This window comes from Streptomyces sp. NPDC097107 (genome assembly GCF_044762405.1).
Classification (GTDB): domain Bacteria; phylum Actinomycetota; class Actinomycetes; order Streptomycetales; family Streptomycetaceae; genus Streptomyces; species Streptomyces thinghirensis.
Genome location: NZ_JBIWEF010000010.1, coordinates 44009 through 64731, shown reverse-complemented (window position 1 = coordinate 64731; position 20723 = coordinate 44009). Strand labels below are relative to the sequence as shown.

General features: G+C 73.4%; 13 protein-coding genes. 7 read left to right on the top strand and 6 right to left on the bottom strand.

Annotated features, from left to right (window positions below):
* Positions 1-55 precede the first annotated feature (55 nt).
* Positions 56-973: a permease-like cell division protein FtsX gene (ftsX, locus tag ACIQ1J_RS23910; RefSeq protein WP_403559820.1), complete on the bottom strand. Its 918-nt coding sequence runs from the start codon at positions 971-973 to the stop codon at positions 56-58.
* Between the two features lie 32 nt (positions 974-1005).
* Entirely contained in the window at positions 1006-1695 is a 690-nt protein-coding gene (ftsE, locus tag ACIQ1J_RS23905) for a cell division ATP-binding protein FtsE (protein WP_053131878.1), read from the bottom strand.
* Positions 1696-1910: 215 nt separating this feature from the next.
* On the opposite strand from ftsE, the gene ACIQ1J_RS23900 reads away from it, so the two are divergent.
* Positions 1911-2102: a hypothetical protein gene (locus ACIQ1J_RS23900; protein WP_210960753.1), complete on the top strand. Its 192-nt coding sequence runs from the start codon at positions 1911-1913 to the stop codon at positions 2100-2102.
* A 125-nt stretch (positions 2103-2227) separates the two neighbouring features.
* Here the strand turns inward: ACIQ1J_RS23900 and ACIQ1J_RS23895 are convergent, their stop codons facing one another.
* The 4 genes from ACIQ1J_RS23895 to ACIQ1J_RS23880 form a co-directional block, all read right to left on the bottom strand.
* Positions 2228-2938 carry a hypothetical protein gene (locus ACIQ1J_RS23895; protein ID WP_403559817.1) on the bottom strand — a complete coding sequence of 237 codons (711 nt, stop codon included), beginning with the start codon at positions 2936-2938 and terminating at the stop codon, positions 2228-2230.
* Between the two features lie 324 nt (positions 2939-3262).
* Entirely contained in the window at positions 3263-4369 is a 1107-nt protein-coding gene (prfB, locus tag ACIQ1J_RS23890; protein WP_403559815.1) for a peptide chain release factor 2, read from the bottom strand.
* An 87-nt stretch (positions 4370-4456) separates the two neighbouring features.
* Positions 4457-5701: a serine/threonine-protein kinase gene (locus ACIQ1J_RS23885; protein ID WP_210960756.1), complete on the bottom strand. Its 1245-nt coding sequence runs from the start codon at positions 5699-5701 to the stop codon at positions 4457-4459.
* 143 nt (positions 5702-5844) lie between these two features.
* Positions 5845-7569 carry a serine/threonine-protein kinase gene (locus tag ACIQ1J_RS23880; protein ID WP_403559812.1) on the bottom strand — a complete coding sequence of 575 codons (1725 nt, stop codon included), beginning with the start codon at positions 7567-7569 and terminating at the stop codon, positions 5845-5847.
* Positions 7570-8012: 443 nt separating this feature from the next.
* Between ACIQ1J_RS23880 and ACIQ1J_RS23875 the strand changes: the two genes are divergently transcribed.
* The 6 genes from ACIQ1J_RS23875 (at position 8013) to ACIQ1J_RS23850 (ending at position 20718) form a co-directional block, all read left to right on the top strand.
* The gene (locus tag ACIQ1J_RS23875) at positions 8013-12038 is read left to right on the top strand and encodes an FHA domain-containing protein (protein WP_403560228.1); all 4026 of its coding nucleotides are present in this window, start codon (positions 8013-8015) and stop codon (positions 12036-12038) included.
* A gap of 178 nt (positions 12039-12216) precedes the next feature.
* Positions 12217-13614: an ABC transporter substrate-binding protein gene (locus tag ACIQ1J_RS23870; RefSeq protein ID WP_403559810.1), complete on the top strand. Its 1398-nt coding sequence runs from the start codon at positions 12217-12219 to the stop codon at positions 13612-13614.
* A gap of 4 nt (positions 13615-13618) precedes the next feature.
* Positions 13619-14965, top strand: coding sequence for a carbohydrate ABC transporter permease (locus ACIQ1J_RS23865; RefSeq protein ID WP_403559808.1), 1347 nt, complete (start codon positions 13619-13621; stop codon positions 14963-14965).
* Positions 14962-15879, top strand: coding sequence for a carbohydrate ABC transporter permease (locus ACIQ1J_RS23860; RefSeq protein ID WP_403559806.1), 918 nt, complete (start codon positions 14962-14964; stop codon positions 15877-15879). Before ACIQ1J_RS23865 ends, ACIQ1J_RS23860 begins: the two co-directional genes overlap by 4 nt.
* 178 nt (positions 15880-16057) lie before the next feature.
* On the top strand, positions 16058-18319 hold the full coding sequence (locus ACIQ1J_RS23855) for a CDP-glycerol glycerophosphotransferase family protein (protein ID WP_403559804.1): 2262 nt from the start codon (positions 16058-16060) through the stop codon (positions 18317-18319).
* A 194-nt stretch (positions 18320-18513) separates the two neighbouring features.
* Positions 18514-20718: a CDP-glycerol glycerophosphotransferase family protein gene (locus tag ACIQ1J_RS23850; RefSeq protein WP_403559802.1), complete on the top strand. Its 2205-nt coding sequence runs from the start codon at positions 18514-18516 to the stop codon at positions 20716-20718.
* Positions 20719-20723: the final 5 nt, after the last annotated feature.

Genomic DNA, 20723 nt, shown 5'->3' with positions numbered 1-20723 from the left:
GGACAACACAAGAGGGCCGCACGGTCGCTTGACCGTTCGGCCCTCTTGGTATGTGTCACACCTTCAGGTACTTGCGCAGCGCGAAGAACGCGGCCAACGCGGGCATCAGCAGGCTGGTGGCCAGGATGAGCGGGAGCTTCGTCAGCAGGGCGTCCCAGCCGATGAAGTCGATCAGGGCCAGCTTTTCGGACAGGGCGAGCCCGTGGTCGATGAGGAAGTACCGCGCGGCGACCAGGAACGCGCAGGCGACCGCGCCGCCGATGAGCCCGGCGACCGCCGCCTCCATGATGAACGGCGCCTGGATGTAGAAGCCCGAGGCGCCGACCAGCCGCATGATGCCGGTCTCACGCCGTCGGCTGAACGCCGAGACGCGCACCGTGTTGACGATCAGCATGAGCGCGACGACCAGCATGAGCGCCATCACCGCGCGCGCCGCCCAGTTCATGCCGTTGAGGAGCTCGAAGAGGCTGTCCAGGGTCGCCCGCTGGTCCGCGACGGACTGCACGCCGTCCCGGCCGTCGAAGGCGGTAGCGATGACCTGGTACTTCTCCGGGTCCTTCAGCTTGATCCGGTAGGACTCCTGCATCTGGTCCGGCGTGAGCGAGCTGGCCAGCGGCGAGTCGCCGAACTGGTCCTTGTAGTGCTTGTACGCCTCGTCCTGCGACTCGTACGTCACCTTGTCCACGACCGACAGCTCTTCGAGGTCGGCGAGGATCTGCTTCTTCTGGTCCTCGGTCACCGCACCCTTGGCGCAGGCGGGGTCGGACTTCGCGTCGCTCTTGTTGCAGAGGTAGACGGTGACGTTGACCTTGTCGTACCAGTAGCCCTTCATGGTGTTGACCTGGTCGCTCATCAGCAGCGAACCGCCGAACAGGGCCAGGGACAGGGCGACGGAGACGATGACGGCGAAGGTCATCGTCAGATTGCGGCGAAGACCGACACCGATCTCCGAGAGCACGAACTGGGCGCGCATGGCGTCTCGTTAAGCCTTTCCGTTCCTCGTCGTCAGTGCTGGTAGCCGTAGACGCCGCGCGCCTGGTCGCGGACGAGGCGGCCCTTCTCCAGCTCGATGACGCGCTTGCGCATCTGGTCCACGATGTTCTGGTCGTGCGTGGCCATGATCACGGTGGTGCCCGTCCGGTTGATGCGGTCGAGCAGCTTCATGATGCCGACGGAGGTCTGCGGGTCGAGGTTGCCGGTGGGCTCGTCCGCGATCAGCAGCTTGGGCCGGTTGACGAAGGCGCGCGCGATGGCGACGCGCTGCTGCTCACCGCCGGACAGCTCACCGGGCCTGCGGTCCTCCTTGCCGCCGAGCCCGACGAGGTCGAGCACCTGCGGCACGGACTTGCGGATCTCGCCGCGGGACTTGCCGATGACCTCCTGCGCGAAGGCGACGTTCTCGCCGACCGTCTTGTTCGGCAGCAGACGGAAGTCCTGGAACACCGTCCCCAGCTGGCGCCGCATCTGCGGCACCTTCCAGTTGGACAGGCGGGCCAGGTCCTTGCCCAGAACGTGCACCTGCCCGTGGCTGCACCGCTCCTCGCGGAGGACCAGCCGCAGGAAGGTGGACTTTCCGGAGCCGGAGGACCCCACGAGGAAGACGAACTCACCCTTCTCGACCTCCAGGGAGACATCCCTGAGAGCTGGGTGGTTCTGTTTGGGGTAGACCTTGGAGACGTTGTCGAATCGGATCACGGATGCACCACGGGTCGCCGGGGGTAGATGTGCGTGACCATACGCGAACCGGGGAGCCGACCGCAGTCACCGGTCGGGGTTGTGTATCAGTTGCGCGTTTTGTCCCTGGAGCGAGGGCGCGCGGGGTCTCTCGGAACCTGGCACAGTGGAAGGGGGAACGTTCGCGTCGGTGCGGGCGTTGTCCGGACGGAGCCGGCGGCAAGGAGGGTGAGCGCATGACGTACGACCGGTTGGTGTGCGCGAACTGCGCGGCGCCCGTGAGCGAGGGCAGGTGCCCGGTGTGCCGGGCGAACCGGGAGCGGCTGCAGCAGGGGAACTTCTTCGCGGGGCTGAATCCGATGACGCTGATCGCGCTGCTGGCGGTGCTGGTCGCGGCGGTGGCCCTGCTGGCCCACCAGACCGCCTGACGCCCGCGGAGGGCCCTGCGGGCCCCGGGACACGGCCACGGAAGGGGCCCGGAGCGCGATGTGCGCTCCGGGCCCCTTCGTGTGTGTTCTGGGCGCGCACGCGGGGCGTACGCGTGCGGCTACCGTCAGGCAGCCGCGCCGCGGCCGTTCATCAGTCGCGGCAGGAAGCGGAAGCCGATGCCGCCGGCGATCATCGTGGCGGCGCCGACCAACAGGAACGTGGTCTCCGCGGCGCCGGTCTCGGCCAGCTCGTCACCGCTGCCCTGGGCGGCGGCGTCGGAGGCCTGGGCCTCGTCGCCGGTGTCGGTCAGGGCCGAGGAACCCTCTTCCTGGGCGACGTTGTCGTTGCTGCCGCCGTCGGGGTCGGTGTTGTTGCCACCGTTGCCACCGTTGCCACCGTTGTCCCCGCCGTTACCCGGGTCCGTGGGGTCGGTCGGGTCCGTCGGGACCGTGGGGTCCGTGGGGTCCGTGGGGTCCGTCGGGTCCGTCGGGTCCGTCGGGTCCGTGGGGTCCGTGGGATCGGTCGGGTCCGTGGGATCGGTCGGGTCCGTCGGGTCCGTGGGATCGGTCGGGTCCGTGGGATCGGTCGGGTCCGTGGGATCCGTCGGGTCCGTGGGATCCGTCGGGTTCGGGTCCGTCGGGATGGTGGGCGGGTCCGTCGGCTCCTCGTCGTCGCCGCCGACGCTCACGCCGAGGTCGACGTTGGTGTCGCCGACACCCGCGCTCACGCCGATGTCGAGCGCCGAAGCGGCGCCCGCGGCGGTCAGGGAGGCGCCGGCCGCGATCACTGCGCCGGCCGCTATGCGCGCGACACGGATGCGCGTCTTCTTGGTCATGTAGTTGCTACCCCCAGTAGCCGATTAGTCAGTGAGGCCGCACTCGGGGGCCGTGATCAACGGGAGGTAGCTGTGTGCTGAAGTCCCCCGGTTCACATGCGCCCCAGAAATACGCATGCCGCGCCTCACCCTTACGAATGTTCAAAGCAACGTCAAGGCCGTTGCGTACGCGATGTCCAGGTAAGGGACGTATGCCGGACACAATGGGTGTGAGTGTGATGTAAAACCCAGACATCACCGGCGAACAAGGGGCCAGACAAAAGGCAACCGCCGCCCGGAGGGCGGCAGTTGCCTTGTCGACAAAGCGGCGTTCCCGCTTTCGCGCTACTTCTCCTGCTGCTTGCGCCAGCGAATGCCGGCCTCCAGGAAACCGTCGATCTCGCCGTTGAACACGGCCTCGGGGTTGCCCACTTCGTGCTCGGTGCGCAGGTCCTTGACCATCTGGTACGGGTGCAGCACGTACGAACGCATCTGGTTTCCCCAGGAGTTGCCACCGTCGCCCTTGAGGGCGTCCATCTTGGCCTGCTCCTCCTGGCGGCGCCGCTCCAGGAGCTTGGCCTGGAGGACGTTCATGGCGGTGGCCTTGTTCTGGATCTGGGAGCGCTCGTTCTGGCAGGAGACCACGATGCCGGTGGGGAGGTGGGTGAGCCGCACCGCGGAGTCGGTGGTGTTCACGCCCTGGCCGCCGGGACCGGACGAGCGGTACACGTCCACCCGCAGCTCGGACTCGTCGATCTCGATGTGGTCGGTCTGCTCGACCACGGGGAGGATCTCGACACCCGCGAAGGAGGTCTGGCGGCGCCCCTGGTTGTCGAACGGCGAGATGCGCACCAGGCGGTGCGTGCCCTGCTCGACGGAGAGGGTGCCGTAGGCGTACGGCGACTGCACGGCGAAGGTGGTCGACTTGATGCCGGCCTCCTCCGCGTACGACGTCTCGTAGATCTCGGTCTTGTAGCCGTGCTGCTCGGCCCAGCGCAGGTACATCCGCTGAAGCTTCTCGGCGAAGTCGGCGGCGTCCACGCCACCGGCCTCGGCGCGGATGTTGACGAGCGCCTCACGGGCGTCGTACTCGCCCGAGAGCAGCGTGCGGACCTCCATCTCGTCCAGCGCCTTCTTGACGGCCGTGAGCTCGGACTCGGCCTCGGCACGGGTGTCCGGGTCGTCCTCCTCCTCGGCCATCTCGAAGAGCACGCCGAGATCGTCGATCCGGCCGCGCAGGGCCTCGGCCTTCCGCACCTCGGCCTGGAGGTGGGAGAGCTTGCTGGTGATCTTCTGCGCCGCTTCCGGGTCGTCCCAGAGGGACGGCGCGGCCGCCTGCTCCTCGAGCACGGCGATGTCTGCCCTCAGCCTGTCGAGGTCCAGGACGGCCTCGATCGACTCCATGGTCGAGGAGAGGGACTTCAGCTCTTCGGATACATCGACGACTGCCACGCAACCAGCGTAACGGCTCCGTCCACCGGTATTCGCCGGGCCGTAACGGACGGCGCCGGCCACGGCGCTCCCGGCCCGGCGGAGAACTCACGGGGAGGCCGGCGCCGAGTTCCGCGTGTCCTGGGGGCCCGTGCCGCCCTCGTCACCGCCCGTGGCCAGCCACGTACCGACGCCGATCGCCGCCACCAGGGCGACCGCGCCCGCGCCCAACGCCAGCCGGCGGCGCCGCGCGGTGGCGCGGTTGCGGGCCGAGCCGGGGCGCGGGGCGCCGGACGCGCGCGGGGCCCGGGCGGTGCCGCGGGCGCCGCCGGCCAGCTCGTCGGGGGCCGGTACGCGCATGGAGGTGTGCGTGTCGCGGTTGGAGTCGGCGGGTTTCGCCCCCGGCACCAGGGGCACCGCCCCCCGGCGTCGCACCGGCTCCCCCGCGGGCGCGGCCGGCGCCGGCGGCTCCTCGGGCGCGTCCTCCTCCTGCTCCGCGTCCGGCTCGTCCACGTCCAGCGGGCCCATCCCGGCCAGCATCGGCAGCAGCTCGCGCAGCCGGGCGCCCAGCTCGGAGGCGCGCAGCCGGGAGGCCGGCGCCTTGGCCAGGCACTGCACGAGCAGCTGCCACAGCTCGTCGGGGATGCCGGGGAGGGGGACGACGCGCTCGGTCACATGGCGGCGCAGCACCGCGCCGGGATGGCCGCCGCCGAACGGAGTGAAGCCCGCCAGCAGCTCGTACAGGACAGTGGCCAGCGCGTAGATGTCCACCGCCGCGCGCGGGGGCAGGCCCTCGACGATCTCCGGCGCCAGGTAGTCCGGCGTGCCGATGATCTTCGTGGCGCGGGTGCGCCGGGGCGTGTCGATGAGCTTGGCCACCCCGAAGTCGGTCAGGAGGGCCGGGTGCGAGCCGCCGGGGCCGAGCGGGCCCTGCATGTCGAGCAGGACGTTCTCGGGCTTGACGTCGCGGTGCACGACCCCGGCGGCGTGCGCGGCGGCCAGGCCGTCGGCGACGTCGGCGACGACCGCCACCGCGGCCTCGGGCGCCAGGCGCCGCTCCCGGTCGAGGCGGGTGCGCAGATCCGTACCGCGGACCAGGTCCATGACCAGGGCGAGGTCGTTGCCGTCGACCACCAGGTCGCGCACGGAGACGACGTGGGGGTGCTCCAGGCCGAGCAGGGCGGTGCGCTCCTGCACGAAGCGCGAGACGAGCTCCTGGTCGGACGCCAGGTCCTCCCGCAGCAGCTTGATCGCGACGGGCCCCTCGGGCCCCTCACCCAGCCACACCGTGCCGGCACTGCCCCGACCGAGGATCTGGTGGGCGGTGTACCGGCTGCCGATCTTCCGTGCCAAGGCTGCTCCTACCGACGCGTGTTGCGCTAAAAGTACGCGTCCGGGGAGCCAACCTTCACAGCGGAGGCGGAAATCACCCGCCAGGTGTCGACAAATCTCCTGACTCGTCGTCGGATTCGGCCCGAACCCGGTCCGCCGACGGCTCAGTCGCCGGTGGAGGTCCCGCCGCCCGAGCCGCTGCCGCCGCCCAGGTCGCCGATCCAGTCCGTCACGGTGGTGAACCAGTCGCTGAGCTGCTCCCAGTAGCCCTTGCCCGTGCCGATCCAGTCCTGCAGGGGGCTCAGCTCCCAGATGAGCCAGCCGGCCACGAACATGATGACGAGCGTGAACAGGCATCCCTTGAGGCAGCCGAGCCCGGGGATCCGCATCGGGTTGGCGCCGCGCTGCCGCGGCGGCCTGGGCTCGCGCCGGGGCGGCTGGGGCTCGGGCGTGGGCGGCGGGGCGTACCGCTGCGGCTGGGGCCGGGGCTGCTGGGGCTGCGGGGTGGCGTACCGCTGCGGCTGTTGCTGCTGCGGATAGCCGTAACCGGGCTGCTGGGGCGGCGGGCCCTGGGGAGCCTGGTGTGGCTGCTGCGGCGGACGGGAGACCTGCCGCTGGGGGCGGCGGCGCAGCGGGTCCTGGTTCGGGTCGAGGTACTGGACCTGCGTCTGCTCGTTGCGGTCGCGGGCGGCGCGCAGCTGGTTCTGCCAGGGGTGCGGGTCGTCGGGTCCACCGGGCTGCCCGCCCTGGCCCTGCCCCGGTCCGCCCGGCTGCCCCGGCGGCACCGGCGGCATGACGGCGGTCGGGTCGGCCGCGCCGCGGTTCGGGAGTACGGCGGTGGGGTCGGCGGCGCCCGAGGCGTTGCCGGTGTGCGGCAGGACGCTGGTCGCGCCGTTCGGGTCGTAGGCGCCGTTCGGGTTCTGCGGCAGGACCTGCGTCGGGTCCGCGCCGCCGGGGGCGCCCGGTACCTGCGCGGGCGCGGGGTCGGGCGCGAGGAGCACGCCGACGTTCTCGGCGGCGCCGATCTGCGCGCTGCTCGAATGCACGCCGATGCCCTCGGCGACGACGCGCAGGCCGCGGGCGAGGTTCTCGGCACTGGGGCGCTCGTCGGGGTTCTTGCGCAGGCAGCGCTCGATGACCGTCCACAGCGGGTCGGGGACGGTGGAGGGGCGGCGCGGTTCCGCGCTCAGGTGCTGGTGCAGGACCTCCAGCGCGGAGCCCCCGCCGAACGGGGGCCGGCCGGTGACCAGCTCGTACAGCAGGATCCCGGCGCCGTACACGTCGACGGCGGAGGTCTGCGGGCGGCCCTCGGCGGACTCCGGCGCCACGTACGCGGGCGTGCCGACGAACTCGTGGGTACGGGTGAGGCCGGGTGAGTCGGCGAGGCGGGCGATGCCGAAGTCGGTGAGCATCGGGTGCATCTCGCCGCCGGTCTGCTTCAGCAGGACGTTGGCCGGCTTCAGGTCGCGGTGGACGACGCCGTCGGTGTGGCTGGCGGCGAGGGCGTCGGCGATCTGGGCGGTGAGCAGGGCCGCGGCGACCGGGGTGAAGGGCCCGTTCTCGCGCAGGTAGCGGTGCAGGTCGGGGCCGTCGACGAGGTCCATGACGAGTGCCAGCAGCTCCCCCTCGACGACCAGGTCGCGGACCCGGACGATGTTGGGGTGGGTCAGCCGGAGCAGGACGGAGCGCTCCCGCAGGAAGCGCATCACGATGTCGGGATCGCTCGCGAGCTCCTCCTTGAGGACCTTGATCGCGACGGTCTCGCCGGGCTGTCCGGCCACGGCCGCCTCGGCACCCGCGGTCTCCCGCTGACGGGCCCGCCAGACGGTGCCCGTGGCGCCGCGGCCGAGGGGCTCCTCGAGGAGGTACTTGCTGCCTACCGGCCGCACGTCATGCGCTCCCTGTTGCTTGCTGGCTGTTCCGACCCACTGTAGTGCCGTGGTCCCGGCACCGGGTTGTCGTCGTTCTGTGGGGTTCCCATTGGTCCGCAGGTACGTCTTGCGTTCCGTGTCCGGTACCCGTTCAGGTGCATATTCGAGGGAAAGACGCTCGACCCGGTCCCTTGGTTGCCGGGCCCGGACGTGACCGATCTCAAGCGAACGCCATTCGATCACCGGGACGCCACCTGTCAGGCACTTTTGCGGGCAGAGGCGACCAATCAAGATCATTTGATGACGGGCGACGGGCGTGTTGTCAGTGGCAGGTGCGAGGATGCGTGCAGTACTGGCCGACGTGCTCGTGTGGCGGTGGGGGAAGTCCGCGGTGGGGGACCGTGGTAGACGGCTTCTGTTCCCGGCGCGCGGGCGCCCGCGCGAAGGGACCGCTGACGGCGATGCAGATCCGGCTGACCGTCGTAGACCCGCTGGGCCCGCATGCTTCGGTGGGGGGCCGCGCCGCGAGCTGCGACGTGCTGGTCACCGCACCGGCCGGCACGGCACTGGCCGCGGTCGCCTCCGCGCTGGCCGCGGCGCTCCCCGGTGGTGAGGGCACGGGCTCCGGCCAGGTGGTGCTCCACGCCGGCGCGCAGCGGCTCGACGCCCAGCGCAGCACCCTGGGCGAGCCCCCGCTGACCGACGGCGCCGTGCTCTGCCTGGGCGCCCCGGGCGAGCCCGACCCGCACACCGAGCCGGCCGACGTCCCGGCCCAGCTCCACGTGGTCGCCGGTCCCGACGCCGGCGGCGTCCACCTGCTGCACGGCGGCCAGATCCAGCTCGGCCGCTCGGCCGACGCAGACGTCGCGCTCGACGACCCGGACGTCTCCCGGATGCACTGCGCCGTGACCGTCGCCTCCGACGGCCACGTCTCGGTCGCCGACCTCGGCTCCACCAACGGCACCACTCTGGACGGCACCCGCGTGGGCACCCGCCCGGTCCGCCTCGTGCCGGGTGCGCTGCTGCGGATCGGCGAGTCGGCCCTGCGGCTCGTACCGGTCCCCCGGGGAGCGCAGGCGCGGGTGGCGACGACCCCGGACGGCGAGGGGCACGTACGGCTGTCCGGTGCACGGACACTCCCGTCCGCCGCCGGGACGGGCGCCGGCGACGAGGTGGTCCACGCGCGCGTGGCCGACGGGGAGCAGGGAGACGCGCCCTTGGGGGACGCGAGCACGGCGCACGGTCCCGCGCGTAAGGCGGGCGGCACGGACGATTCCCCGCACCCGACCCCTGCGACGGACGGCCCCGCGCGCACGACCGGGAGGGCGGGCACGCACCCACGCACGGCGGGCGGGACGGACGGGGCCCCGCACACGGCGGGCACGCCGGACGGCTTCGCGAGCAGGTCCGGCAGGCCGGACGGCCCGGCACGCGGAGCCGGGACCGACGGGTGGGACGGCCCCGCCGCCCGGACGCACCACGCCTACGGCACGGCGGACCACGGCACCGGTGCGGCGCCGGCCGAGCGCCAGGTGCCCGGTCAGGGCGGCGCGCCCCGCATCGAGAGCCACGGCACCGGCCCCACGGCGGGCACGCCCCGACCGGCCCCCGCCGGCGGCGACACGCACGGCGGCGCGTACGGAGCGGGCGCGTACGGAAGCGACGCTCCCGGCGCGGACGCCGCCGGGACCGCCCCCTCCGACGAGCCCGGACCCGCGGGTGCCCCCGGCCCGCACCCCGGCACCGGGCGCAAGGGAACGCCCCTGCGGGGCACCGACGTACCCCAGGGCGTGCGCAGGCGCGGTGGGCTCGGCGCGTGGGCGCGACGGCTGGCCGGCGGGCTTGGCTCCGCCCAGGACACCACCGGGTCCGGCACGTACGCGTCCGACGAGCCGCCCGCCGGACCGGCACCGACGGCCCCCGCGGGCACCTCCCGCGCGCCGGAGACCTGGCCGGACCCCGCCTCGTTGCTGCTGACGGCGCTCGGTCCGGGTCCCCGGCTGTGGGAGCGCGGCCCGGACCACCCGGAGGCGCTCACCGTGCGGCTCGGCACGGCCGACCGGGTGGCGCCCGGCGACGGCGCTCCGCTGCCCGCGGTCCCGGTGACCGCCGGGCTGCGCGAGGTCGGGGCGCTCGGGCTGGCGGGCCCGCGCGCGCGGCTCTCCGGGCTGGCCCGCGCGGTGCTGGCCCAGCTCGCCGCGCTGCACTCCCCCGACGTCCTGGAGATCGTCCTGATCAGCGCGGACCGCTCCCGTCCGCTCGACGAGCGGGTCGCCGAGTGGTCCTGGCTGGGCTGGCTGCCGCAGCTGCGCCCGGGACACGGCCAGGACTGCCGCCTGCTGCTCGCCTACGACCGCGAACAGGCCACGGCCCGCGCCCACGAACTCCTCCGCCGCTTGGAGGACCACCTGACGGACACCCGGACCGGAACACGGCCGACGGCCCCCGCCGGCACGATCCCGGCCCAGCCGGCGGCTCCGTCGCAGGGCGCCCACGGGGCGGGTCCCGCCGCCGGGCCCACTGCCGGGCGGACAGCAGCCACAGGCACCCCGCCGGCAACCCCCACGCAAGCCGCCCACCCGGCCGACCCCACCACCGGACGGGCAGCAACCGCGGACACCACCCCGCCGGCAACCCCCACACAGGCCGCCCACCGGGCCGACCGCCCCGTATCCGACCCCACCACCGGCCGCTCAGCAGCCACAGGCACCCCGCCGGCAACCCCCACGCAAGCCGCCCACCGGGCCGGCCCCGCAGCCGCCCCGGCAGCAGCGGGCGCCGCCGCCCGGCAGCCCTCCTGGGCGCGGCCCGACGACGGGACCGGACCGGCCGGCGGCTTCGCCGGGCCCCGCACCGTGGTCGTCGTGGACGGGGACCCCGGCGGTGCCGACGTGCGCGAGGCGATGGCGCGGCTGGCCCTGGAGGGTCCGCGGGCCGGCATCTACGTGGTGTGCCTCGCCGAGACCGCCGCGGCCTCCCCGACCTCCCCGGTGACGGAGACCTACGAGGCGGCCTGCGCGGTGTCGCCGGTGTTCCGGCAGTGCGGTGCCGTGGCGCTGCTCAGCGGCGACGTGGCGACGGCACTGCGGTTGCTGCGCATCGCGCGCACCGGCACCTCCCCCGGCGCCCCGGGTGCCCCGGGTGCTCAGGGCGCTCAGGCCGCTCAGGGCGCTCAGGCCGTTCAGGCCGCCCCCGCCGGCCCGGTCGGGCACGGCACCCTCGGCACGGTCGACGCCGTCTCCCTCGCCTGGGCCGAGCGGTTCGCGCGCGCACTGGCACCGCTGCGCACCGACGGCGCGACCGGCGAACGCCACGCGCGCGTGTCCGCACCACTGCCCCAGGCGGCCCGGCTCCTCGACGAACTGGGCCTCGCCCGGGCCACCCCCGCCTCCCTGATGGCCAGGTGGGCGGCCGCGGCCGACGACACGGAGGCCCTCGGCGGACGAGCGCAGGCCGTCCTGGGCGCCGGGCCGCGCGGCCCGGTCACCGTCGACCTCGCGGCCGAGGGACCGCACCTGCTGGTCGAGGGTCCGCCCGGCAGTGGACGCACCGAGCTGCTGCGGGCACTGGTCGCCTCGCTCGCCTCCGCCGAACGCCCCGACCGCCTCGGGATCGTCCTGATCGACGGCCGGGACGGCGTCAGCTCGGGCGGCGGGCACGGCGAAGGGCTCCGTGTCTGTACGGAGGTACCGCACGTCACCACCCACCTTGCCGCCAACGACCCCGTCCGCATGCGGGAGTTCGCCCAGTCCCTGAGCGCCGAGCTGAAACGGCGCGCCGAGCTGCTCGGACGGTCGGACTTCGCCGAGTGGCACACCGGGCGGGAGGTGTCGGGCCGGATGGTCACCCAGCGCACGGCGGCGGGCGCGGCCGGCCCCGGGGTGATATCGGACGCCGGGGACGTCGACTCCCCGCCCAGCTCCACCCTGCGGCTGCGTCCCGGTGCCGCCCGGCGCCGGGCGGCAGCCGTGCCGCCGCTGCCGCGGCTGGTCGTGGTCGTGGACGACCTCGACGCGCTCGTCACTCCCCCGCTCGGCTCGCCCGGGCGGCCCGCGGCCGGGTCGGTGATGCGGGCGCTGGAGGCCGTCGCGCGGGAGGGCGAGCGGCTCGGGGTGCACCTGGTGGCCGCCACCGGTCCCGGCGGGCGTACGGAACAGACGGAGCCGGCCCGCCGGGCGGCGCTGCGGGTCACCCTGGAGGCGCCGGTGCCGGGGCCGGACGAACCGGCGCCGGGGCGCGGGCGGCTGGCCTCCGCCGAGGGGCGGTCCCTGGTGTTCCAGGGCGGCCGGGTCACCGGGCGCATCCCGCGGACGGCGACCCTGCGGCCCACCGTCGTCCCCCTGGAGTGGCACCGCATGGGCGACCCGCCCACCCGGCGCCCGGTACGCGAGCTGGGCAACGGTCCGACGGATCTGGCGCTGCTCGCCAGCGCGTTGGAGCGGACCGCGCGCGAGGTGTCGGCGGCGGAGGTGCCGTCGCTGCTGTGACGCCGGGCGGACACCGCCCCTTCGACGTGCCCCGTCCGGCGTACCCACCTGGTCACGACGCGGTCACGATCCCCCGCTTGACAGCGGACGCGCTCTTGCCGCCCTCACCCCCCTGGCGTACACCAGATCGCACGGGACAGCGCCGAACGTTCGACGAGGAACGAAGAACGGGGCAGTGATGCGCACGAGCAGCACCATCCGATCAGGCAGGACCGTCAAGAGGACCACTCGGGCCGCCGCCGCCCTCGCCGCGGGAGCGCTCGCGCTCTCGCTCACGGCATGCGGTGGCGACGACGACAACGGCGGCGGCGACAACGGCGGTCAGGGGAGCGGCGACAAGGAGCCGGCCGCCGCCGTCACCCTCCCCGAGCTGGACGGCGAGAGCCTGGAGGTCGCCGCCGTCTGGACCGGCGCCGAGCAGGAGAACTTCAAGAAGGTCCTCGCCGAGTTCGAGAAGCGCACCGGCGCCAAGGTGACCTTCGTGCCCGCTCAGGACCCGATCATCAACTTCCTCGGCTCGAAGATCGCGGGCGGCGCCCCGCCGGACGTGGCGATGCTCCCGCAGCCCGGTGCCATCAAGCAGGCCGTCGACAAGGGCTGGGCCAAGCCGCTGGGCGCGGAGGCCACCAAGGAGCTGACGGAGAACTACTCGCCGGGCTGGCAGGAGATCGGCAAGGTCGACGGCAAGCAGTACGGCGTCTACTACAAGGCCGCGAACAAGTCCCTGATCTGGTACAACGCCCAGGTCTTCGAGAACGCGGGCGCGGCCGAGCCCAAGACCTGGGACGAACTCCTCACCACCGCCCGGACGATCTACGACTCGGGCGTCACGCCGTTCTCCGTCGGCGGCGCGGACGGCTGGACCCTCACCGACTGGTTCGAGAACGTCTACCTCTCGCAGGCGGGCCCGGAGAAGTACGACCAGCTCGCCGCGCACGAGATCAAGTGGACGGATCCGTCCGTCAAGGAGGCGCTCACCACCCTCGCCGAGATCTGGGGCAAGAAGGACCATGTCGCGGGCGGCGCGTCCGGCGCGCTGCAGACCGAGTTCCCGGCCTCGGTGACGCAGACCTTCACCGGCGGCGACCAGCCCAAGGCGGGCATGGTCTACGAGGGCGACTTCGTGCAGGTCAACATCGCCGAGACGGACGCCGAGGTCGGTACGGACGCGAAGGTGTTCCCGTTCCCGGCCGTCGGTGACACCGCGCCGGTGGTCTCCGGCGGCGACGCGGCGGTGATCCTGGAGGACTCGAAGGCGGCGCAGGCACTGGCCACCTGGCTGGCCTCGCCGGACGCGGCGACGATCCAGGCGAAGCTCGGCGGCTACCTCTCGCCGAACAAGAACGTGGACGCGTCGGCGTACCCGAACGACGTGCAGAAGAAGATCGCCGAGGCGCTGGTCGCGGCCGGCGACGACTTCCGCTTCGACATGTCGGACCAGGCCCCGCAGGCCTTCGGCGGCACGCCCGGCAAGGGCGAGTGGAAGGCGCTGCAGGACTTCCTGAAGAACCCGAAGGACATCGCGGGCACGCAGCAGCGGCTGGAGGCGGACGCGGCCGCCGCCTACGGAGGCTGACGCGATGACGTCGGACACGGCGGCAGGAGCCTCACGGGGCCCTGCCGCCCCCAAGTCGCGCAAGAGCGTGACCGGCACCCGCAGAACCGTGGCGGCCCTGTTCCTGCTGCCCGCCCTGGTGCTGCTCGGCGCGCTCGTGGTCTACCCGATCGGGTACTCGCTGATCCGCAGCTTCTACGACCAGTCCGGCGACGGCTTCGCCGGATTCGACAACTACCAGGCGCTCTTCACCGACGACGGCATCCGCACCGCCCTGAAGAACAACATCATCTGGGTGGTGTTCGCGCCCACGGTCGCCACCGCGCTCGGACTGATCTTCGCGGTGCTGACCGAACGGGTGCGCTGGGGCACGGCGTTCAAGCTGGTCGTCTTCATGCCGATGGCGATCTCGATGCTGGCGGCCGGCATCATCTTCCGCCTGGTCTACGACCAGGACCCGGACAAGGGCGTCGCGAACGCGGTGTGGGTCGGGGTGCACGACACGTTCGCCGAGTCGTCGGCGTTCCCGAAGGCGCACCCGGGCCGCGAGTCGCCGCTGGAGCCGGCCGGCGGCGGCGCGTTCATCACCAAGGAGCCGGTGAGCGCGGGCGGGACCGTGGTCCTCCCCCTCGTCGGTGTCGCCCCCGACATGATGCCGGACGGCGCGGAGAAGGCCGTACCCGCGAAGCCCGAGGACGGGAAGATCACCGGCACCACCTGGCAGGACTTCACCCGCGGCAAGGGCGTCGGGAAGCTCAACGGCGTCGACGGGGCCGAGCTGGGCTACGCCGGGATGAAGATCGAGGCCGTCAGGGACGGCGAGGTCGTCGCTCGGACCACGGCGTCCGGCGACGGCACGTTCACCCTGCCCGCCGCGGCCGACGGGGCGCAGCTCAGACTCCCCGCCGACAACTTCAAGGAGCCCTACAACGGCCTGAACTGGCTCGGCCCCTCGCTCGTCACGCCGGCCATCATCGGGTCGTACGTGTGGATGTGGGCGGGCTTCGCGATGGTGCTGATCGCGGCGGGGCTGGCCGGAGTCCCGCGCGAGCTGCTCGAAGCGGCCCGGGTCGACGGCGCCAACGAGTGGCAGGTCTTCAGACGGGTCACGGTGCCCCTCCTGGCGCCGGTCCTGGCGGTCGTGGCCGTCACCCTGATGATCAACGTCCTGAAGGTCTTCGACCTGGTGTTCATCATCGCCCCCGGCTCCTCCCAGGACGACGCGAACGTGCTCGCCCTGGAGCTGTACCGCAAGGGCTTCGCCTCCGACCAGCCGGGCATCGCCAGCGCCATCGCGGTGTTCCTGCTGCTGCTGGTCATCCCGGTGATGTGGTTCAACGTAAGGCGGCTGCGGCGGGAGGTGCGGCGATGACCACGGACGCGGGCTCCCCCACGAAGACGGCGCCGGCACCACCCGGGACGGCCCGCGAGGCGAAGCGGTCGCTGGGGTCACGGCTCGCCGAGGGCGTCAGCGGCGGGCTGGTCCGGGTGTTCCTGATCGTCGTGGGCCTGTTCTGGCTGGTCCCGACGATCGGCCTGCTGCTGTCCTCGCTGCGCACGCCCCGGGACATGGCGGCGAGCGGCTGGTGGGAGGTCCTCACCAAGCCGTCCCAGCTCACCTTCCGGAGCTACGAGGAGCTGCTGAGGAACGGCGACATCACCTCCTCCCTCCTCAACACCGTGATGATCACGGTCCCGGCGACGGTCCTGGTCGTGGTCATCGGGTCGCTGGCGGGCTACGCCTTCGCGTGGATGGACTTCCCGGGCCGCGACTGGTGGTTCCTGGCCGTGGTCGGGCTGCTGGTCGTCCCGGTGCAGGTGGCGCTGATCCCGATCGCCGAACTCTTCGGCAAGGTCGGCCTGTTCGGGTCGGTCCTCGGCGTGATCCTGTTCCACGTCGGCTTCGGCCTGCCCTTCGCCGTCTTCCTGCTGCGGAACTTCTTCGCGGAGATCCCGAGGGAGCTGCTGGAGGCGGCCCGGCTGGACGGCGCGGGTGAACTGCGGCTCTTCCTGCGGGTCGTGATGCCGCTGGGCGGGCCCGCGATCGCGAGCCTCGGCATCTTCCAGTTCCTGTGGGTGTGGAACGACATGCTGGTCGCGCTGATCTTCTCGGACTCCGGGAGCCAGCCGATCACGGTCGCCCTGCAGACGCAGGTACGGCAGTTCGGCAACAACATCGACGTACTGGCGCCGGGAGCGTTCATCTCCATGGTGATCCCGCTGGCCGTGTTCTTCGCGTTCCAGCGGCAGTTCGTCTCCGGAGTGATGGCGGGCGCCGTCAAGTAGTCGCCGCGACAGCACCCTTGAGGGGGCGGGCCGAACACCGGCCCGCCCCCTCCTTCGTACGGGGGCTTCCCGCGGGCACGGGGTCCCCCGAATGCCGCAGGAGCCGTAACCAAGTCACTCCATCGGCCGTTCCCGGGCCGAGCGCCCGCGCCGACCCCGCCGACCCATGGATGTTCCCGTGCCCAGGTTCAGTGTCATCGTCCCCGCGTACCAGGTTCAGGCGTATCTGCACGAGTGCCTGGAGTCGGTGCTGTCCCAGTCGTATCCGGACCTCGAACTGATCGCGGTCGACGACTGCTCGCCGGACGCCTGCGGCGCGATCGTCGACGAGTTCGCGGCCCGCGACCCGCGCGTACGCGCCGTGCACCTGCCCGAGAACCAGGGCCTCGGCCCCGCCCGCAACGCCGGGATGGAGCGGGCGAGCGGCGACTACCTGGTCTTCCTCGACGGCGACGACACCCTCGCCCCGGACGCCCTGCGGGCCATCGCCGACCGGGTGAAGGAGACCGGGGAGCCGGACGTCCTGGTCTACGACTACGCGCGCACGTTCTGGTCGGGCGACGCGGTCCGCAACCGGGCCGCCCGGCACCTCACCGAGCGGGGCCCGGCGCCGTTCCGGCTCACCGACCGGCCGGGGCTGCTGAAACTGCTGATGGTGGCCTGGAACAAGACGGTGCGGCGGGAGTTCGCCGAGCGCGAGGGCTTCACCTTCCCGCCCGGCTACTACGAGGACACACCGTGGACCTACCCGGTCCTGCTGACGGCGGACTCCATCGCCACCCTGGACCGGGTCTGCGTCCGCTACCGGCAGCGCCGGCGGGGCAGCATCCTGGGCACGCCGAGCGAGCGTCACATGGACGTCTTCGAGCAGTACGACCGCGTCTTCGCGTTCCTGGAGACGCACCCGGAACCGGCCCGCTGGCGGCCGGTGCTCTACCGCCGCATGGCCGACCACCTGACGACGGTGTTCACCCGCCCCGACCGCCTCCCGCGCTCCCTGCGCGGCGAGTTCCTGCGCCGGGCCCGCGTCCACTGCCGCCGCTACCGGGTCCCCGGCGCCCCCGCCCCGCTGCCGGTGCGCCTGCGCCACGCCCTGCTCCGGCTGGGCCTGCGCCGCACCTACGAGGCCCTGCGACAGGCGTCGGCCCTGCGCCGCCGGACGGTGAAGGGCGCCGCCAAGCTGCTGCGCACCGCGCGGACCGCCGCCCTGCGCCTGCACTACCGCGTCCAGCGCCGCCTTCCCCTGCGCGCCGACCGTGCCGTCTTCGCCGCCGACGGGGGCCGGGGGCACGGCTGCAACCCGGGCGCGCTGGAGGAGGCGCTCCGCGACCTCGCGCCGCACATCCGCACGGCGTGGGCCGCCGACCCCGCGCACCACCACACCGTCCCGACCGGCACCCGGCGCCTGACGCCCGGCACGGCCGCCTACTGGACGGCGCTGGCCCGCTCCCGCTACCTGGTGCACAACGCCTCCTTCGACGCCGGCCTGGTCAAGCGGAGGGGCCAGGTGCTGATCCAGACGCAGGCCGGGACGCCCCTCAAGCACATGGGCCTGGACCTCCAGGAACGCCCTGCCGCCGCCGTCGGCACCGACTTCGCCCGGCTGCTGCGCGACGTCGACTCCTGGGACTACGTCGTCTCCGCCAACCGTCACTCCACCCTGACCTGGGAACGCGTCCACCCCGGCGGCTACACCACGCTGGAGTACGGCCAGCCCCGCACCGACGTCCTCCAGCGGGCGACGCCCGCGGACGTGGCCCGGCTGCGCGAGACGCTCGGGATCCCCGAGGGCACGGTCGCGATCCTCTACGCGCCCACCCACCGCGACTACCGGCGCACCCAGCGCGCCGCCCTGGACCTGGAGCGCGTCCTCACCCGCCTCGGCCCCCGCTTCATGGTGCTGGCCCGCGCGCACCCCCGCCACGGCGGTCCGCTCGCCGAGCCCGGGGGCCGGATCCTCGACGTGAGCGGCCACCCGAGCGTGGAGTCGCTCTGCCTGGCCTCGGACGCCCTCGTCACCGACTACTCGGCACTGATGTTCGACTACGCGGGTCTGGACCGGCCGATCGTGATCCACGCCGATGAGCCGGAGGCCTACGAGGCGACTCGCGGCACCTACTTCGACCTGCGCGCCTTCCCGCCGGGCGCGATCGCGCGGGACGAGGACGAACTGATCGGCATCTTCGCCGGCGGCCAGTGGCGCGGCTCCCGGTCCGCCCGGCTCAGGGCCGCTTTCCGGGAGCGGTTCTGCCCGCACGACGACGGCCGCGCCGCAGAGCGCGTCGTACGCCGCGTGGTGCTGGGCGAAACGGACCTCCCGCGGGTCGTGCCGCTCGCCGAACGGCACCCCGCGCCCTCGGCCGCCGCGGCCCTGGCCCGCACCCCGCTGGCCACGGTGCCGCAACCCGCCGGCCCCCGCACCGTCACCGACAGCCTCTGATCGCCGTTTGCCCACCGGGAGTTCGCATGCCCCGCAGTCCGTCGCGGCCCACTCCGACCCGGCCGCCCACCTGGCGGCCGACGGGACGGCCGGGCCGCCGGACGGCACGAGCGGCGGGGGCGGCTTCCGCCGGGCGGGGGCTCCCGTCCGACGGGTGACTCCCGCAGGACCAGTGGAACGAGAGAAAGAGCAGTATGCCCCGCTTCAGCATCATCGTCCCGTCCCATGGGGTCGCGGGGCGGCTGTCCCAGTCGCTGGACTCGGTCCTCGCCCAGTCCTTCGGCGACTTCGAGCTGATCCCGGTCCACGACGCCCCGGACCTCGTCGCGGCGGACGTCGCCGTGGAGCGCGCCGAGCGGGACTGCCGGGTGGCGCCCGTGCACTCGCCGCCGTCGGCCGGGCTGGCCGGAGCGCGCAACGCCGGGATGCGGGCGGCGACCGGCGCGTACCTGCTGTTCCTCGACGGCGACGACGTCCTCGCGCCGGGCGCGCTGGCCGCGCTGGACGCTCGGCTGGCGGACACCGGCGGCGTCGACGTGCTGCACTTCGAGCACGAGCGGGTGCCCTGGTGGGAGGGCGAGCCGACCAACCCGGCCGCCCCGCTGCTGGCCAAGGCACCGGACGGCGTCTTCGCCCCCGGCCGCGCCCCGCACCTCACCGGCGTGCGGCTGCCCGCCTGGAGCGCGGTGTACCGCCGTACCTTCCTCACCGAGCGGCGGCTGGACTTCCCCGACGGGCACTTCACCGACGTCGGCTTCGGCGCCCTGGTCGCGGCGCGCGCCGAGCGCGTGGCCGTGCTGCGCTCCGTCGTCGTACGGCATCTGGTGCGGCGGCAGGGCAACCGGCTGAACCTGCCCGGTGAGCACCACGCCGACCTCCTCGACCAGGCCGAACTGGCGCTCGCGCACGCCGCCGGGCGGGGGCTGCCGGACGAGCGGCGCGGACCGCTGTTCGAGCAGCTCTTCGCCGCCATCCTGAAGACGGCCACCCATCCGCGGCGCCTGACCCGCCGGGAGCGCCGCACCTTCTTCCGCCGGGCGAGCCGCCTCTACCGGTGCCACCGCCCCGCCGGTTTCCGGCCCCCGGGCGGCCGGCTCGGCGTGCAGCACCGGCTGCTGGCGTCCGGTTCGTACGCGGGCTTCCGCGCCCTGCGCGCCGCCAACCGGGCGGCGACCGGCGTCCTGCGGCGCCTGCCGCGCCCGCACGGACTGCGCACCCGCCTGCGCTACCGGCGCGCGCTGCGCCGCCCGCTGGACGCGGGCCTCGTCGTGTACTGCGCGTACTGGGGCCGCGGCTACGCCTGCAACCCGGCCGCGATCCACGCCAAGGCCCGCGAACTCGCCCCGCACCTGCGCTCGGTGTTCCTGGTCGAGCCCGACCAGGCGCACACGGTCCCCGACGACGTCGAGCACGCCGTCATCGGCAGCCGGCGCTACTGGGAGGTGCTGGCCCGCGCCAAGTACCTGGTCAACAACGCCAACTTCGCCGAGGGCGTCGTCAAGCGCCCCGGCAGCGTGCACGTGCAGACGCAGCACGGCACCCCGCTGAAGACCATGGGCGTCGACCAGTCGACGTACCCGGTGGTGGCGGCGGCGAGCGGCAGCTTCGCCAAGCTGCTGGGCCGCGTGGACCGCTGGGACCACAACATCTCGTCCAACCGCCACTCCACCCAGGTGTGGGAGCGCGCCTTCCCGGGTTCCTACGAGCACCTGGAGTACGGCTATCCGCGCAACGACGTCTACTGCACGGCGACCGCCGGCGACGTCGCCCGCGTCCGGCGCGAGCTGGGCGTCCCGGAGGGGAAGACGGCCGTCCTGTACGCGCCCACGCACCGGGACTACGAGAGCGGCTTCGGCGCGGGCGGCCCGGACCTGGAGGCCTTCTGCGAGGCGGCGGGCGAGGACGTGGTGGTGCTGCTGCGCGCCCACTACTTCTACGACCGGGGCGGCAGGCGGGGCAGCGGCCGGATCATCGACGTGACCTCGCACCGTTCCTCCGAGGACGTGTGCCTGGCCGCCGACGCGCTGGTCACCGACTACTCGTCGATCATGTTCGACTACGCCAACCTGGACCGTCCGATCGTCGTGTACGCCGACGACTGGGACGTCTACCGGGAGACCCGCGGCGTCTACTTCGACCTGCTGGCGGCGCCGCCCGGACCGGTGGCGCGGACGCCGGAGGAGCTGGCCGGCGTCTTTCGCGACGGCTCGTACGCGGGTCCTCAGTCGGCGGCGCTGCGGGCGGCCTTCCGGGAGCGGTTCTGCGAGTTCGACGACGGCCGGGCCGCCGAGCGCGTCGTGCGCCGGGTGCTGCTCGGCGAGCCGCCCGAGGCGCTGCCGCCCGTGATCCCGCTCGCGGAGCGCGTCCCGGCCCCCGCCGCCACCCTTGTAAGGAGCTGACCCCG